Origin of the sequence: Methylomonas sp. TEB, assembly GCF_047777895.1 — a bacterium.
In the GTDB taxonomy this organism is placed as follows: Bacteria; Pseudomonadota; Gammaproteobacteria; order Methylococcales; family Methylomonadaceae; genus Methylomonas.
In genome coordinates this window covers 3,626,293-3,641,117 of sequence record NZ_CP180476.1, presented here as the reverse complement: position 1 = coordinate 3,641,117, position 14,825 = coordinate 3,626,293, and the positions used below count along the sequence as shown (strand labels likewise).

Here is a 14,825-nt window from a genome sequence, read left to right as displayed (position 1 = left end):
TTCGCCCCGTTTCATTTCCATCCGCTAAAATACGCGCTTTTGTTTGAGCGCGGCCAATGCGGATTCATGCTTTACCTACCCAATTAGTCAATCAAATCGCCGCCGGCGAGGTGGTCGAGCGGCCGGCGTCTGTGGTCAAAGAGCTGGTGGAAAATTGTTTCGATGCTGGCGCCACCCAGATTCAAATCGATGTGGAGCAGGGCGGCACCCGGCAAATCCGAATCCGCGATAACGGTTGCGGCATCGTTAAGGATGACCTGGCTTTGGCTTTATCCCGGCATGCCACCAGTAAGATTGCCTCGTTGGATGACTTGGAACATGTGATTAGCATGGGCTTTCGCGGCGAGGCCTTGCCCAGCATCAGTTCGGTGGCGCGTTTGACTTTGATCTCCCGTACTGCCGATGCCGACTGCGCCTGGCAGGTCAGCGCCGATGGCACCGAGCAAAACTTCGATCCGCAACCCGACCCGCATCCGCCCGGCACTACGGTGGATGTGCGGGATTTGTTTTATAACACCCCGGCCCGGCGTAAGTTTTTAAAAGCCGAGAAGACCGAGTTTTCTCACATAGAAAGCCTGATTCAAAAATTGGCTTTGGCGCGTTTTGATGTCGGTTTTCTGTTGAATCACAATCAGCGCGAAGTGCTGAATCTCAAACCGGCTGACACCCAAGCCGCCCAGGAAAAACGCATCGCGGCAATTTGCGGCTCGGCTTTTGTCGAGAATTGCGTGACGATAGATTTTGCGGCGTCGGGCTTGCATTTACATGGTTGGGTTGGCTTGCCGACCTTTTCCCGTAGTCAGCAGGACATGCAGTTTTTCTACGTCAACGGTCGCTTAATCAAAGACCGCTTGGTGGCCCACGCCGTGAAGCAGGCCTATCAGGATGTGCTGTATCACGGCCGGCATCCGGTGTTTGTGTTGTATCTGGAACTTGACCCAGCGCTGGTTGACGTCAACGCGCATCCGACCAAATTGGAAGTGCGGTTCCGGGAAGGGCGGATGGTGCACGATTTTCTGTTTCAGGCCTTGCATCGCAGCTTGGCGGATCAACGACCCGGCGCTACCGCGGTGGCGCAGCACATTGAAACTGTAGGCGAAGTTTCGCCTGCGCAAGCGCCGATGACGCAGTTGCGGACGCCTTTGAATCAGCAAACCTCTTTACCGCTGACGATGCCGGAGTCGAGTGTGGATAGCATGTCGCAACGGCCTACACCTGAAGCATTCGGCGCTTATCGCTACCCGTCGGAGCGAGCCAATTTGTCGGATGTGGCCGAGCAAATCACAGCCTATGCCAAACTGTATCCGCAGATCGAGCGAGCCAACTCAACCCAGCCAGGCGGCGACTCACCGATACCGCCGCTGGGTTTTGCCTTGGCGCACATCCACAATATTTACATTCTGGCGGAAACGGCCAACGGCATAATTTTGGTGGATGCCCACGCTGCCCATGAACGAGTGACTTACGAGCGCCTGAAGCAGCATTACCACCAACGGGCGATAGTCTCCCAGCCCTTGCTGTTGCCGATCAAATTGCAAGTCACCGCCGCCGAGGCCGATCTGGCGGAGCAAGAGCACGAATTTTTTATGAATCTGGGTTTCGAAATCAACCGTTCCGGCCCGGAAACAGTGGTCCTCAGAGCCACGCCGGCCCTGCTGGCTAAAGCTGATGTCGATCAGTTGGTGCGCGACATTCTGGCCGATCTGGTCACCCACGGCGTCAGTCACAAAGCCCAGGAAAGTATTAACGCGATTTTGGCGACCATGGCTTGTCACAGCTCGGTGCGGGCCAAGCGCAAACTCAGCATCGAAGAAATGAATGCCTTGCTGCGCGACATGGAGCAAACCGAGCGCATCGGCCAATGCAACCACGGCAGACCGACCTGGGTGGCGCTGAGCCATCAGGACTTGGACCGGTTTTTCATGCGTGGGCAATAAATGAGCGAGTTGCAAAAACCGTCGGCCATTCTGTTGATGGGGCCGACCGCATCCGGCAAGACCGCGCTGGGCGTGGCGCTGGCGCAAGCCTTGGACACGGAAATCATTAGCGTCGATTCCGCCTTGGTTTACCGTGGCATGGACATCGGCACCGCCAAACCCACATTAGCCGAGCGCGACGGCGTGCCGCATCATTTAATCGACATTCTCGATCCCTGCGAAAGTTTTTCCACCGGTCAATTCCGTGACCGCGCTTTGGCGTTGATGGCGGATATGACTGAACGTGGCAAGTTGCCGATTTTGGTGGGTGGCACGATGCTGTACTTCAGCGCCTTGACCCAAGGTTTGGCGCAATTGCCGGCCGCGGACCCAGAGATTCGCCAACGATTGGATCACGAATTGCAAACCTTGGGGAAAGACGCCTTGCATGCCCGACTGGCGCAAGTCGACCCGCAAGCCGCGGCGCGGATCCACGTCAACGACCCGCAACGGATTCAACGGGCGCTGGAGGTCTTTGAAATCAGCGGCCGGCCGCTATCCAGTTTCTTCGACGCCGATCAGCAGGCCGAGCATCCGTATCGGTTTATCAAATTGATTATTGCGCCTGAGCAGCGCAACACCTTGCACGACAAGATCGCCGAGCGCTTCGATCTGATGCTGAAACAAGGTTTTCTCGACGAAGTGCAGGCTTTATGGCAACGCGGTGATTTGGACGGAAGCATGCCGTCGATACGCTGCGTTGGGTACCGGCAGACTTGGTCCTATCTAAGCGGCGAATACGACCTGGTAACGATGCGGGACAAAGCGATTGTCGCCACTCGTCAGTTGGCCAAACGCCAATTTACCTGGCTACGTAAGGAACAGGATGCCCATCATTTAATTACCGGTTCTAAAGACCTAGTCGGCCAAGCCCTGGCCTATTGCCGCGCCTATGAATAAAGCCGAACAACGCCAAATTGCCTACGCGGCGCGTCATGCTCAGGCTCATAAGGATGCGATCAGCGCCGACATTTGCCGGCGTGTCGTTGAGCAAGCCTGGTATCAAGCAGCTAAGACGGTGATGTGGTATTTGCATTGCCGTTCAGAGGTGCAGACGCTGCCTACCGTAGTAGCTGAACTAAATGCGGGTAAGCGCATTGTCGTACCGTATTGTACGGTCGATACCGCAGGCCATAAGCAACTGGGTTTGTGGCAGCTGGAATCACTCGACGAATTGCAAGCGGGCATGTGGAATATTCTCGAACCGCCGCGTGCACGTTGGCTGGAGCCGGCTAAGCAAGTGGTTGCTGATGAGCTGGATGTCGTCGTCGTGCCCGGCGTGGCGTTTGACAAGCAAGGCGGGCGCTTGGGCAACGGTGCCGGTTATTACGACCGGCTACTGCAAAAAGTGCGGCCCGACGCGGTGTTGGCGGCGATTTGTTATGAAGCCCAACTATTGCCGCAGGTGGCGATGGATACACACGATGTGTTCATGGACTATGTGCTTACCGAGCGCGCGATTTATTCAGGCAACAGGCATGCTCAACGATGAATTGGAGCGAGCTAAAGCAACAAATTCCCACTAGCCCCGCCTTGGTGCTGGACGAGACGCAAATTTTTGCCAATCTAAAACCGCTGCAAGCGCTGAAGCAGGCAAGCGGCTGCAAGATTCTGTATTCGATGAAGGCGTTGCCGTTGGCGGCATTGCTGGAGCTGATAAAAGATCAAATCGACGGCTTTTCGGTCAGTTCCTTGTTCGAGGCGCGACTGGCGAAAGAGGTTTTGGGTGACGGCGGCAGTATTCATTTGACCACGCCGGGCTTGCGCCCCGACGAGTTCGCAGAGTTGGGCCGGCTTTGCAGTCATATCAGTTTCAATTCCTTGCCGCAGCGTCAGCGGCTACAGGCGTTTGCTGACGGTTATTCGCCAGGATTGCGAGTGAATCCCAAGCTGTCTTTTGCCGACGATCAACGGTATGACCCGTGCCGGCCGCATTCCAAATTGGGGGTCGATATCGAACTGCTGCGGGATGGTTTGCCGGCTGATGTGGAAGGACTGCATTTTCACACGGTGTTTGCCTGCCGGGATTTTAGGCCCTTGCAACAGACGCTGGAAAAACTGCGGCCTCTTCTAAAACGCAATCGGCTTAAATGGCTGAATCTGGGTGGCGGCTATTTGTATCACGCCATCGCCGAACACCAGGATGTTGCTGAATTGATTAGGGAGGTGCGAGCCGAATTTGGCGTCGATGTGTATCTGGAGCCGGGAAAGGGGGTGGTCGGTAATGCCGGTTATTTGTTGGCCACTGTGCTGGACCGGTTTGTCAGTGACGGCAAGCAGGTGTTGATTTTGGATACCTCCGTGAATCATCATCCGGAAGTGTTCGAATATCAGATGAAACCGCGGTTGCTGGAAGAAGAGGGTGCCGGCGAACAGTCGGCAATTTTGGCGGGCTCGACCTGCCTGGCCGGTGATGTGTTCGGCGAATATCGGTTTAGGCGGATTCCTGAGGTTGGAGAGCGTTTAGTGTTTGCCGACGTGGGGGCGTATTCGCTGATCAAGGCCAACCGGTTTAACGGTTACCAGCTGCCGGATGTTTACAGCGTCAATCCGGCTCGCTGGGTGCTGCAAAAGCGTGATAGTTATGCCGATTATCGCCGGCAATGGGCGAATAGCGGCGATTAGCGTTTCGCTGCCGGTTTTACGTTTAAGGGTGGGCGTGCGGCGGCGCTTGCTCTTGGTCCAGGCCGCTCATTAGCGCTTCCATCTTCTGAATACTGGCATCGCAGCCTTCGATGCTGGCTTGTACCTTGGCTTTAAAGCGCAAGCCCATGTGTTCGCCATCACTTTCCCGTTCCGCATATTCGTTCAACAGATGACAGGCATCGTGCATGGTTTGTTCGGCATTTTCGAAGGCCTCGTTATCCGGCAATTGCTCGGCTTCACTGAGCATCATCAGTCGGCTTAATAGCGCACTCTGGTGGCGGAATACCGATTCGGCGTAGTCGGCAAAGCTGTCATGCTGGCTATTGGCCGGCACGCTGGCGCAACCCACTGCACCGCATACCACTAATGTAAATAGAGTCAGAAACTTCAAACGCGGTAAAACCATCGGCATCGTGTTTAAGCCTTTTGCGCAGTAAAAATGCAATATTCGGTGAGTTTTTCGGTAAACAACTGATGTTGGGCCAGACCGACCAAATAATTGGCGGTTTGTGCCTTGGAACGTAGCCCCAGCCATTGGCTGATGGTTTGTACCGGTTTCAGGCGTTTGGCGACTTTGAACATATGTTCGACGGATGCCTGGGTTTGTGTAGTGATGTCGTGGCAAACAATCGTTTGAAAACTTTGTTGCTCCAACAAGCCGGTAAATTCGTCGCGCGCGCAGAGATTCGGTACGGCCCAGCCGTTCAAACAGGTCACCACCGCCTGCCATTGCTGTTCGTTAAATTGCCGCTGCAATACAAAGCCGTCGCAAACCACAATTCGGCCACCAGGCTTTAACACCCGCCAGGCTTCGCGCAAAAAGTCGCCTTTTTTTAACGCATGGCAGGAGCTTTCCAAAGCCCAGACGACATCAAACGAGGCGTCGGGGAAGGGCGTGGCGCAAAAATCCGCGACTTCAAAATCGACCAGCTCAGCAACGCCGTGGCGCTTGGCGTGCTGCCGAGCATAGTCGGCTTGTTTGGCGCTGATAGTGATGCCTGTTACCCGGTTACCATGCTGTTTAGCCATCCAGATCGTGCTGCCGCCGATACCGCAACCGGCGTCAAGAACCTTATCGCTGGCTTGAATGCCGGCTTTTTCATAAAGCACCTGGTTTTTGTTCAGCAAGGCTTGATGTTGATCGTAAGGCTTGGCTTCGTCCCAATAGCCGTAATGCAGGGCCAGATTGTCGCGGTTACACCAAGCCACCAGATAATCGTTGTAGCAGTCATCGTAGTGTTTGGCGGCGTCGGCCTGTAGTTCGGTGCTGGATAATTCGGCGTTATCGCGCAGGCTTTGGTCGCGGTAATCTTGGTTGGGTTCTAGGGTGTACATCGTAGCGGGAATCGAGGAACGGGACGACTGAGCGTAAGGCAAGGTAAACGGCCGAATTAGTTGGGTTGCCGGCCATTATAATTCAGATCGGCGATTCGCTTCATGTTAGCCGACAGATTGTTGAGTTGCGGGTGATTGATTTCCAGCAATGCAAATATTTGTTTTATTGCTAAGTCTTTGATTTGCTCAGGTTCGATGCCAAAGCGGATCTTGAACAAACGACGCTGTTTACCGACCGGTAGTGACGCCAAAATTTCGCTTAAACGCTGATCGATCAATTGTCTAGCCAAGGCCATTTCCGGGCTTAAGTTTTTATCTATCGCTTGGGGCTGGGGTTGGATAGGCGCGGGAGCCGGCTGATTTGCCGTGGCCGCGCGCTGCCGCATCTCCTGCAAACGTGAACTTTTGCCTGGATTGACCAGCAAGGAATCCGCTGGACGGCTGGGTAATTTATCCATGATGTTTGTTGTGGTGCGAATGTACGGGATCGTGAATCAAGTTGCGGATGACTACCGAAGCGCAGACGCCGCCGAATGCCGCCGGCAAATAGGAAATCGTGCCGTAAGCCGACTTTTTATAATTGCTGCCGTCGGTAAACATCAACGAATCTTTATTCACCACTTCCGGCGAAAATACCACCTTCACGCCACGGCTGATGCCGTGTTTGCGCAGGCGTGTGCGAATGAATTGTGCAAACGGACAGTTATAAGTTTTGGAGATGTCCACCACTTTCAAATGGGTCGGGTCCATCTTGCCACCCGCGCCCATCGAACTGACGATTTTCATTTTGTTAGTTTTCGCGGCGCGGATTAGATGAATCTTCGGTGTCAAGCTATCAATGGCATCGACGATGTAATCGTAATGGGTGGTCAGCAAGTCGGCGGCGGTGTCCGGGGTGATGAATTCGTGGCGGATATGCAATTTCAAATCCGGATTGATCGCCAACAAACGTTCGCCCATGATGTCAGCTTTGGATTGGCCGTGGGTGGTCGATAGTGCCGGCAACTGCCGGTTGCGATTGCTCGGGTCGACCACGTCGCCATCGACGATGGTCATTTCGCCAACCCCGGCCCGGCAGATAAATTCGGCCGCAAACGAGCCCACACCGCCCATGCCCACCACCAACACATGGGATTGTTGCAGCTTGTCTAGTTTGGGTTTGCCGATTAATAGTTCGGTACGGGACAGCCAGCTTAAATCAGTCATGCAGAAATACTCGTTTGAAATTGCTCAGGATTTGTTGGTGCAAGGTCGCGATGTCCAAACCCAGCATTTTAGCCGCTGCGGCATATATCGCGTCAATGGATACGTTTGCGGTGTCGGTTTCCAGGAATAAGCGATCAGTTGGCGTGTATCTTAGCGCTTCGCCGGCATGGCTGCGGGGATTCAATAACGCGGCGCCAAAGGATAGATAAACCCCGTGTCTTAGTAATTGTTCAGCCAAGGCGGGTTTGCCGTTAAAGCCGTGAATGACCCAGGGTGTCTCGGTGTTTGGGGTGGATTTTTTAATCTGGATCAGCTCGTTAAAGGCGCGTACGCAATGAATGATCAACGGTTTGCCAAGTTGGTTGGCGAGTTTGATCTGGCTCATGAATGCGGGGATTTGCATGGCCAATGGCGTGGCAATAGCTTTGTCCAGTCCGCATTCGCCAATTGCCAATAGCTGTGGATCCTGGCTTGCTGCGCTGATTTTCCCTAAAGCGGTTTCGGCGTCTTCTTTATCGAGATGCCAGGGATGTAAACCCAAGCTGTAAAAACCGTGTTGTGTTGCCGTGACGTCGAAATCCTGGGTGGCAATGCTGCTCATTTCAACGGTCTGCTGATTGCCGATTTGGTGGCAATGAATGTCAATGTAGGCATCGGCCAAGCTCAGCGCCCCCGTAGTTGTTTCAATTTTCACTGAATTACCACCTGATACTCGATAAAAATTAACACCCTTAAAAAACCGTTATCGCACGGTATAATGCTATTTTATTTCTTCAGCAGAAAAACAATGGCGCAATATATTTTCTCGATGAACCGGGTCGGCAAGATCGTACCGCCCAAGAAGTACATCCTTAAAGACATTTCCTTATCGTTTTTTCCTGGCGCCAAAATAGGTGTGCTCGGTTTGAACGGCTCCGGTAAATCCACGCTGCTGCGCATCATGGCTGGCATCGACAAGGAAATCGAAGGCGAAGCGATTCCGCTGAAAGGCACCAAGATCGGCTATCTGCCGCAAGAACCGCAATTGGATCCGAATAAAACTGTGCGGGGCAATATCGAAGAAGCGGTTGCGGAAATCAAAGATGTGCTGGCCCGATTGGACGCCGTTTATGCCGCTTACGCGGAGCCGGATGCCGATTTCGACGCGCTGGCCGCCGAACAAGCCAAGCTGGAAGACATTATCAATGCGTGTGACGGGCATAATCTGGATCGCACGCTGGAAGTGGCGGCCGATGCGTTGCGCCTGCCGGACTGGGATGCCGATGTCACCAAGTTGTCCGGCGGTGAGAAGCGCCGGGTAGCGTTGTGCCGTTTATTGCTGTCCAAACCTGATATGTTGTTGCTGGACGAGCCTACCAACCATTTGGATGCCGAATCGGTGGCCTGGCTGGAGCGCTTTCTGCATGATTATCCAGGTACCGTGGTAGCGGTAACCCATGACAGGTATTTCCTCGACAATGTTGCCGGCTGGATCTTGGAGCTGGACCGCGGAATGGGGATTCCGTGGGAAGGAAATTACTCTTCTTGGCTGGAACAAAAAGAAAAACGTCTGGAGCTGGAGGAAAAACAAGAGTCTTCTCGGCAAAAAGCCATGAAAGCCGAGCTGGAGTGGGTGCGCTCCAATCCAAAAGGCCGGCACGCGAAGAGCAAGGCACGTCTGGCTCGCTTTGAAGAATTGTCGTCGGTCGAAACCCAAAAACGCAACGAGACCCAGGAAATTTATATTCCACCCGGTCCACGGCTGGGCGATGTGGTCATCGACGTCGAGAACATCAGCAAGGGATTTGGCGACAGGTTGTTGATCAACAATCTCAGTTTCAAATTGCCGCCGGGCGGTATCGTCGGCATCATCGGTCCGAACGGCGCGGGTAAAACCACGCTGTTCCGGATGATGGCGGGATTTGAAAAACCGGATGCCGGCGAAATCAAATTTGGTCAAACCGTGCATATGGCTTACGTCGATCAGTTGCGCGACGACATGAACAACAACAAAACAGTTTGGGAAGAAATTTCCGACGGTTTGGATATGATTACTGTCGGCAAATACGAGACGCCGTCCCGGGCGTATATCGGGCGCTTTAACTTTAAGGGCGGCGATCAGCAAAAACGCATAGGCGAACTGTCCGGCGGCGAGCGTAATCGCGTGCATTTGGCCAAGTTGCTGAAAAGCGGCGGCAACGTACTGCTGCTCGACGAACCGACCAACGATTTGGACGTGGAAACCTTGCGGGCACTGGAAGAGGCTCTGCTGGCTTTCCCTGGTTGCGCGGTGGTGATCTCGCATGATCGTTGGTTCTTGGATCGGATCGCCACACATATGTTGGCGTTCGAAGGCGATAGCGAAGTTGTGTGGTTTGAGGGTAATTATGCGGACTACGAAGCTGACCGTCATAGACGCCTGGGCACAGACGCCGACAATCCGCGTCGTATCAAATATAAAAAAATCGGCTAAGCTGAACTTAAGCAGCCGTTGTTATTTTCGCAACGGCTTTGCTAATAAAGATTCGATTGAACTTGAAATAGCGGCGAGCAGTCCCAAAGTCACTAACAGTTTTTTATTGATCCGCAGCCCGCGTGTTGAAATTGGTGGGTCTAGCGGGTAATGTATTAATAGCGCACCGAACAATAATAAGGAGAAATAGGATGTCGAAAGCACAAAACTTGCAGGACAATTTTTTGAATGCCCTCAGAAAAGAACACACCCCCGTGTCGATTTTTTTGGTTAACGGTATCAAACTGCAAGGCCGCGTCGATTCTTTCGACCAATACGTGGTGATGCTGAAAAACACCGTGAATCAAATGGTTTACAAGCACGCCATATCTACTATCGTTCCCGGCAAAAATGTCACGATGCACCGTGATCCCGACGTTAGCGATGAAGGCTAAGAGGTCATTTTTTGTTTGAACGTCCCGATGCGGGTGAGCGAGCTATTCTCGTTCACCTCAATTTGCAAGCTGGTCAAGAAGATCTCGACGAGCTGAAAGAACTAACCAAATCCGCAGGCGCCCAACCAACCCATGTAGTTACCGGTAGCCGTTATCGGCCAGATCCGAAATATTTCGTTGGCTCGGGCAAGGTTGACGAAATCAGATCGGCAATTATCGAACACGAAGCCAATATCGTTATCGTCAATCATCCACTAACGCCTAGCCAAGAGCGCAATCTGGAAAAAGCGCTGGAAGTTCGGGTGGTCGATCGCAACGGGCTGATCCTGGATATTTTTGCGCAGCGAGCACAAACCTTCGAAGGTAAATTACAGGTCGAACTGGCGCAGCTTAAACATTTGTCGACTCGATTGATTCGCGGCTGGACGCACTTGGAGCGGCAAAAAGGCGGTATCGGTTTGCGTGGTCCCGGCGAAACCCAGCTGGAAACTGACAGGCGGTTGTTGGCGGTGCGTATCAAACAGATTCAACAGCGCCTGGGAAAGGTTGAAAAGCAGCGCCATCAAGGCCGAAGTAAGCGTAAAAAGGCCGAAACTCCTACCGTATCTTTAGTTGGCTATACCAACGCCGGTAAGTCCACCTTGTTTAACACCTTAACCGGTGCCGACATTTATGCGGCCGATCAATTGTTTGCCACATTGGATCCTACCTTGCGGCAATTGTCGCTGAGTAATGGCGGCGAAATCATTTTGGCCGATACCGTGGGCTTTATTCGGCATTTACCTCATGAATTGGTGGCGGCATTCAGATCCACGTTGCAAGAAGCCAGCGAGGCGGATTTGCTATTACACGTGATCGATGCGGCGGCGGAAGATCGCGAAGATACGATCTATCAGGTAAACCAAGTCTTGAGCGACATCGACGCCGCTAAAATTCCCCAATTGAAGGTATTCAACAAAATCGATTTGCTGGAGGATGTGGCGCCGCATATCGATTACGATGCTGACGGTAAGCCTGTCAGCGTCTGGATTTCCGCGCAAAACGGGGTAGGCTGTGATTTGTTGCAGCAGGCTCTGTCCGAATTATTCGCGAGCAGTAAGGTGATTCGAAAGTGCTTTTTGCCAGCCAGCCAAGCCGGATTAAAAGCAAAGTTATTCACTTTTGTGAAAATAATCGACGAGGTCAATAACGATAGCGGCGATTGCGAATTGACGATAGAAATCGACAAAAAGCATTTGGGCTTGTTGAAGGGTATTGACGTTCATGAGCAGGCTTAGCCGGGGGATTGACGTAAGAATCCCCCAGTTATTTGCTCGGAAATGGTTAAGTTACGATAGAATGGCGACTTTTCGGATAGACCAGCCAGTGCTTCGAATCATCGAACAGGCGGTCATTACGAAATAGCTTTAGAGTTTTCAAATCCAATCTTTGGAGTGTTTGGTATGTCTTGGAATGAACCCGGCGGTGGTAAAAAAGACCCCTGGAGTGGTCGTAATGATAAGAATGATCCACCCGATTTGGACGAGGTAATTCGTTCGCTACAGGACAAGCTGGGCGGTATTTTCGGTGGCGGTTCTAAAGGTGGTATCGGCAACGGCCCGTCGATGAAAGGTGTCGGTTTGCTGGCTGCCGGTGCAATCGTTCTATGGGGTTTGAGCGGGTTCTATACCGTCGACGAAGGTACGCGCGGCGTGGTGACTCGCTTCGGTGCCTACGTCAACACGACACAGCCGGGTCTGAACTGGCATATCCCGTCGCCTATTGAGCAAGTGGCGGTCATCAATGTCGAGCAACAACGCTTTATCGAAGTGGGTTACCGTTCTGGTGGCGGGCAAGGTATGGGTTCAGTGCCTAAGGAAGCGATGATGCTGACTAAAGACGAAAATATCGTCGACGTCCGTTTAGCCGTCCAATACCAAGTCAAAGATGCCAAGGACTATGCGTTTAACGTACTCGACCCAGCCTCAACGCTGAAACAAGTCACCGAAAGCGTGCAGCGCGGTGTGATTGGCCGTAGCGATATGGATTTTGTGCTGACCGAAGGCCGTAGCGACATTGTTTTGGCGGTTAAGTCAGAAATTCAAGCGGTCATGGATGCCTACAAAACCGGTATTTTGATCACCAGCGTCAACTTGCAGGACGCGCAGCCACCTGAACAAGTACAAGGTTCCTTTGAAGATGCCATCAAGGCGCGGGAAGACAAGCAGCGCTTGATCAACGAAGCTGAAGCCTATTCTAACGACGTAGTGCCCAAAGCCCGTGGTGCCGCTTCACGTATCGTGCAGGAATCTGAAGCCTACAAAGAAAAAGTGATTGCCCGCGCAAACGGTGATGTCAGCCGCTTCTCGCAATTGCTGGCCGAATACAAAAAAGCACCGGCGGTAACCAAGCAGCGGATGTATATCGAAGCAATGGAATTGGTCCTGGGCCGTTCCAACAACGTGCTGGTGGATGTGAAAGGCGGTAATAACATTATGTATCTGCCGTTGGAAAAGTTGGCGAATAAGGCTGCTGAAGATGCCGCCCCGGCCCCCGTAGTCAGCCACGAGCCGGTTTCTTTAAGCCCCCAACCTGTGAAAGAAATTAAAACCGATGTGCGCACGTCAAGCCGTGAACGCGATGTGAGAGGACGCTAAGATGGGAAATAAGATTTTAGTCGCCGTTGGCGCAGTAGTCATCTTGCTCTCGATGTCGGTATTTACCGTGGCAGAAACCGAGCGGGTAATTAAGTTTCAATTAGGCGAGATTGTCGGTGCCGATTTCCAACCGGGCATGCACTTTAAACTGCCGTTTATCAATAATGTTAAAAAGTTCGAAGCGCGCATTCTGACCATGGATTCCACGCCGGAGCGCTTTTTAACGGCGGAAAAGAAAAATGTTATCGTTGATTCGTTTGTCAAATGGCGGATAGGTGATGTCAAGACCTTTTACACCACCGTTGCCGGTGATGTGAACCAGGCTAATATTCGTCTCGATCAAATCATCAAAGATTCGGCACGCAGCGAGTTCAGTAAACGCGAGATCAAACAATTGGTTTCTACTGATCGCAGTGCGATCCGCGATGCGCTGATTACCAATGTGTCGCCACATGCCGCGAAACTGGGCATTACCATTGTCGATGTACAAGTCAAGCGCATTGATTTGCCGGCTGAAGTGAGTACCTCGGTTTATCAAAGGATGGAAGCCGAACGGGCGCGGGTTGCTCGGGAGTTCCGTTCGCAAGGTTCGGAAGCCGCCGAGCGGATTCGCGCCGATGCGGATAAGCAGCGGGAGATCATTTTGGCTAACGCATATCGCGATTCTGAAGTGATGCGAGGTGAAGGCGACGCTAAAGCTGCGGATATTTTCGCTAAAGCATACAGTGAAGACAGCGATTTCTTTGCGTTTTATCGCAGCCTGATAGCGTACAAAGAAAGCCTGGGCAAATCCGGCAACATCATGGTGCTGGAACCGAATTCCGACTTCTTCAAATATTTCAAGAATCAGAAATAATCTCCATTTGAGTTACGTATAGTCAAACGCCCCGCCACGCGGGGCGTTTGCTGTGTTTGAGACAGACAAAATGCAAAAAAAAGACACCTGGCTATTGCCGGAAGGAATTAGCGAAGTATTGCCGGAACAAGCCGCGCATCTGGAGAAGTTGCGCAGAAAGCTTTTGGATACTTTCGCCTGCTGGGGTTACCAGTTGGTTATTCCGCCGTTTGTGGACTTTCTCCACTCCTTACTGATCGGTTCAGGACATGACCTGGATTTACAGACGTTTAAGCTGACCGATCAATTGAGCGGCGAAATGTTGGGGGTGCGCGCGGATATGACGCCGCAAGTGGCTAGAATCGATGCTCATCACTTCCAGCACGACGGTCCAACTCGCTTATGCTATGCCGGTACCGTGCTGCACACTTTGGGCGATCCCCTGGAAAAAAGCCGTAGCCCGATGCAAATTGGTGCTGAACTTTACGGGCATGCCGGTCTGGAAAGCGATTACGAAGTCATCCAGTTGATGTTGGAAATGCTGGCGATTAGCGGTTTGCAAAACGTGCATCTGGATTTAGGGCATGTGGCTATTTACCGAGCTTTGGCTGAACATGCCGGTCTTGATCCGCAACAGGAAGCTGAATTGTTCGATGTTCTGCAGCGTAAGGCCAGAACCGAACTGGCTGAATTGCTTGCCGAGTTTAATATAGACGCGCGCTATAAAGACGTCTTCAGTGCTTTACCTAAACTGAATGGCGGTCGGGATGTACTTGATAAAGCTAAAGCCTTATTGACCGGTTTTGCCGGTGCCGATCAGATTGCCTGCGCTTTGGCAGATTTACAGGGTATAGCCGATAAATTACGCCGAGATTTTCCGGCATTGACGGTGAGCTTCGATTTGGCCGAGTTACGGGGGTATCACTATCATACCGGCATGGTATTCGCCGCTTTCGTGCCTGCTTTGGGCAAGGAAATTGCCCGCGGCGGCCGCTACGATAATATCGGTGAAGTATTCGGCCGAGCGCGAGCCGCTACTGGTTTTAGTGCAGATTTAAAAGTATTGGCGGGCATGTATAAAGTCGATGACGAAGCAGCGCAGGTGGTGTTTGCCCCTTTTGCGGAAGATGCTGATTTGCGGGAAGCTATTAGAGATTTACGTGCGCAAGGCGTGGCAGTGATTCAACATCTGCCGGAACAACAGGGCGGCGCTGAACAGCAGGGCTGCAATGCTATTTTAGAAAAACACAATCAACGCTGGATTGTTAAATCAATAAGCTGTCGTTAGATCAATAAGCTGTCGTT

Annotated in this window: 15 protein-coding genes; 10 read left to right on the top strand and 5 right to left on the bottom strand. The window is 52.4% G+C overall.

The features are described from left to right. The first annotated feature begins 56 nt into the window (after positions 1–56). From mutL to ACMXD4_RS16220, 4 genes are read left to right on the top strand one after another with little or no spacing between them, the layout of a single operon-like run. Entirely contained in the window at positions 57–1,937 is a 1,881-nt protein-coding gene (mutL, locus tag ACMXD4_RS16235; protein ID WP_415878763.1) for a DNA mismatch repair endonuclease MutL, read from the top strand. Beyond that, positions 1,938–2,876 (top strand): tRNA (adenosine(37)-N6)-dimethylallyltransferase MiaA, encoded by a 939-nt coding sequence (gene miaA, locus ACMXD4_RS16230; RefSeq protein WP_415878762.1) that lies wholly within the window; start codon positions 1,938–1,940, stop codon positions 2,874–2,876. It abuts the gene before it with no gap. After that, positions 2,869–3,468, top strand: coding sequence for a 5-formyltetrahydrofolate cyclo-ligase (locus ACMXD4_RS16225; RefSeq protein WP_415878761.1), 600 nt, complete (start codon positions 2,869–2,871; stop codon positions 3,466–3,468). The genes miaA and ACMXD4_RS16225 overlap by 8 nt, the downstream gene beginning before the upstream one ends. Continuing rightward, complete coding sequence (locus ACMXD4_RS16220) at positions 3,465–4,601, top strand: carboxynorspermidine decarboxylase (protein WP_415878760.1); 1,137 nt, start codon at positions 3,465–3,467, stop codon at positions 4,599–4,601. The genes ACMXD4_RS16225 and ACMXD4_RS16220 overlap by 4 nt, the downstream gene beginning before the upstream one ends. Positions 4,602–4,623: 22 nt before the next feature. Here ACMXD4_RS16220 and ACMXD4_RS16215 read toward each other — a convergent pair whose 3' ends face one another. Genes ACMXD4_RS16215 through ACMXD4_RS16195 form a run of 5 tightly spaced genes read right to left on the bottom strand, consistent with a single transcriptional unit; the run spans position 4,624 to position 7,857 of the window. Continuing rightward, the gene (locus ACMXD4_RS16215) at positions 4,624–5,034 is read right to left on the bottom strand and encodes a hypothetical protein (RefSeq protein ID WP_415878759.1); all 411 of its coding nucleotides are present in this window, start codon (positions 5,032–5,034) and stop codon (positions 4,624–4,626) included. Between the two features lie 5 nt (positions 5,035–5,039). After that, complete coding sequence (locus tag ACMXD4_RS16210; RefSeq protein WP_415878758.1) at positions 5,040–5,957, bottom strand: SAM-dependent methyltransferase; 918 nt, start codon at positions 5,955–5,957, stop codon at positions 5,040–5,042. A gap of 56 nt (positions 5,958–6,013) precedes the next feature. Beyond that, on the bottom strand, positions 6,014–6,415 hold the full coding sequence (locus ACMXD4_RS16205) for a hypothetical protein (protein ID WP_415878757.1): 402 nt from the start codon (positions 6,413–6,415) through the stop codon (positions 6,014–6,016). Beyond that, the gene (locus ACMXD4_RS16200; protein WP_415878756.1) at positions 6,408–7,163 is read right to left on the bottom strand and encodes a ThiF family adenylyltransferase; all 756 of its coding nucleotides are present in this window, start codon (positions 7,161–7,163) and stop codon (positions 6,408–6,410) included. Before ACMXD4_RS16200 ends, ACMXD4_RS16205 begins: the two co-directional genes overlap by 8 nt. After that, the gene (locus tag ACMXD4_RS16195) at positions 7,156–7,857 is read right to left on the bottom strand and encodes a TatD family hydrolase (RefSeq protein ID WP_171694682.1); all 702 of its coding nucleotides are present in this window, start codon (positions 7,855–7,857) and stop codon (positions 7,156–7,158) included. Before ACMXD4_RS16195 ends, ACMXD4_RS16200 begins: the two co-directional genes overlap by 8 nt. 93 nt (positions 7,858–7,950) lie before the next feature. Here ACMXD4_RS16195 and ettA point away from each other — a divergent pair, with 93 nt between their 5' ends. The 6 genes from ettA to ACMXD4_RS16165 all read left to right on the top strand — a co-directional run bounded on the left by ettA (position 7,951) and on the right by ACMXD4_RS16165 (position 14,808). Next, positions 7,951–9,615: an energy-dependent translational throttle protein EttA gene (ettA, locus tag ACMXD4_RS16190; protein WP_415878755.1), complete on the top strand. Its 1,665-nt coding sequence runs from the start codon at positions 7,951–7,953 to the stop codon at positions 9,613–9,615. 191 nt (positions 9,616–9,806) lie between these two features. Beyond that, positions 9,807–10,049 carry an RNA chaperone Hfq gene (gene hfq, locus ACMXD4_RS16185; protein WP_415878754.1) on the top strand — a complete coding sequence of 81 codons (243 nt, stop codon included), beginning with the start codon at positions 9,807–9,809 and terminating at the stop codon, positions 10,047–10,049. An 11-nt stretch (positions 10,050–10,060) separates the two neighbouring features. Further along, positions 10,061–11,326: a ribosome rescue GTPase HflX gene (gene hflX / locus ACMXD4_RS16180; protein ID WP_415878753.1), complete on the top strand. Its 1,266-nt coding sequence runs from the start codon at positions 10,061–10,063 to the stop codon at positions 11,324–11,326. 165 nt (positions 11,327–11,491) lie between these two features. Beyond that, positions 11,492–12,685, top strand: coding sequence for an FtsH protease activity modulator HflK (hflK, locus tag ACMXD4_RS16175; RefSeq protein WP_033157324.1), 1,194 nt, complete (start codon positions 11,492–11,494; stop codon positions 12,683–12,685). A 1-nt stretch (position 12,686) separates the two neighbouring features. Next, positions 12,687–13,541, top strand: a complete 855-nt coding sequence (hflC, locus tag ACMXD4_RS16170; RefSeq protein ID WP_033157325.1) for a protease modulator HflC — start codon at positions 12,687–12,689, stop codon at positions 13,539–13,541. A 70-nt stretch (positions 13,542–13,611) separates the two neighbouring features. Further along, complete coding sequence (locus ACMXD4_RS16165; protein ID WP_415878752.1) at positions 13,612–14,808, top strand: ATP phosphoribosyltransferase regulatory subunit; 1,197 nt, start codon at positions 13,612–13,614, stop codon at positions 14,806–14,808. The last annotated feature ends 17 nt before the right edge of the window (positions 14,809–14,825 follow it).

Coding starts and splice junctions, on each gene's coding strand:
- ACMXD4_RS16165 (WP_415878752.1), top strand. CDS start 13,612: ATGCAAAAAAAAGACACCTGGCTATTGCCGGAAGGAATTAGCGAAGTA.
- ACMXD4_RS16220 (WP_415878760.1), top strand. CDS start 3,465: ATGAATTGGAGCGAGCTAAAGCAACAAATTCCCACTAGCCCCGCCTTG.
- miaA (WP_415878762.1), top strand. CDS start 1,938: ATGAGCGAGTTGCAAAAACCGTCGGCCATTCTGTTGATGGGGCCGACC.
- mutL (WP_415878763.1), top strand. CDS start 57: ATGCGGATTCATGCTTTACCTACCCAATTAGTCAATCAAATCGCCGCC.
- ACMXD4_RS16205 (WP_415878757.1), bottom strand. CDS start 6,415: ATGGATAAATTACCCAGCCGTCCAGCGGATTCCTTGCTGGTCAATCCA.
- ACMXD4_RS16200 (WP_415878756.1), bottom strand. CDS start 7,163: ATGACTGATTTAAGCTGGCTGTCCCGTACCGAACTATTAATCGGCAAA.
- hflK (WP_033157324.1), top strand. CDS start 11,492: ATGTCTTGGAATGAACCCGGCGGTGGTAAAAAAGACCCCTGGAGTGGT.
- ACMXD4_RS16225 (WP_415878761.1), top strand. CDS start 2,869: ATGAATAAAGCCGAACAACGCCAAATTGCCTACGCGGCGCGTCATGCT.
- ACMXD4_RS16210 (WP_415878758.1), bottom strand. CDS start 5,957: ATGTACACCCTAGAACCCAACCAAGATTACCGCGACCAAAGCCTGCGC.
- hflC (WP_033157325.1), top strand. CDS start 12,687: ATGGGAAATAAGATTTTAGTCGCCGTTGGCGCAGTAGTCATCTTGCTC.
- ettA (WP_415878755.1), top strand. CDS start 7,951: ATGGCGCAATATATTTTCTCGATGAACCGGGTCGGCAAGATCGTACCG.
- ACMXD4_RS16215 (WP_415878759.1), bottom strand. CDS start 5,034: ATGCCGATGGTTTTACCGCGTTTGAAGTTTCTGACTCTATTTACATTA.
- hfq (WP_415878754.1), top strand. CDS start 9,807: ATGTCGAAAGCACAAAACTTGCAGGACAATTTTTTGAATGCCCTCAGA.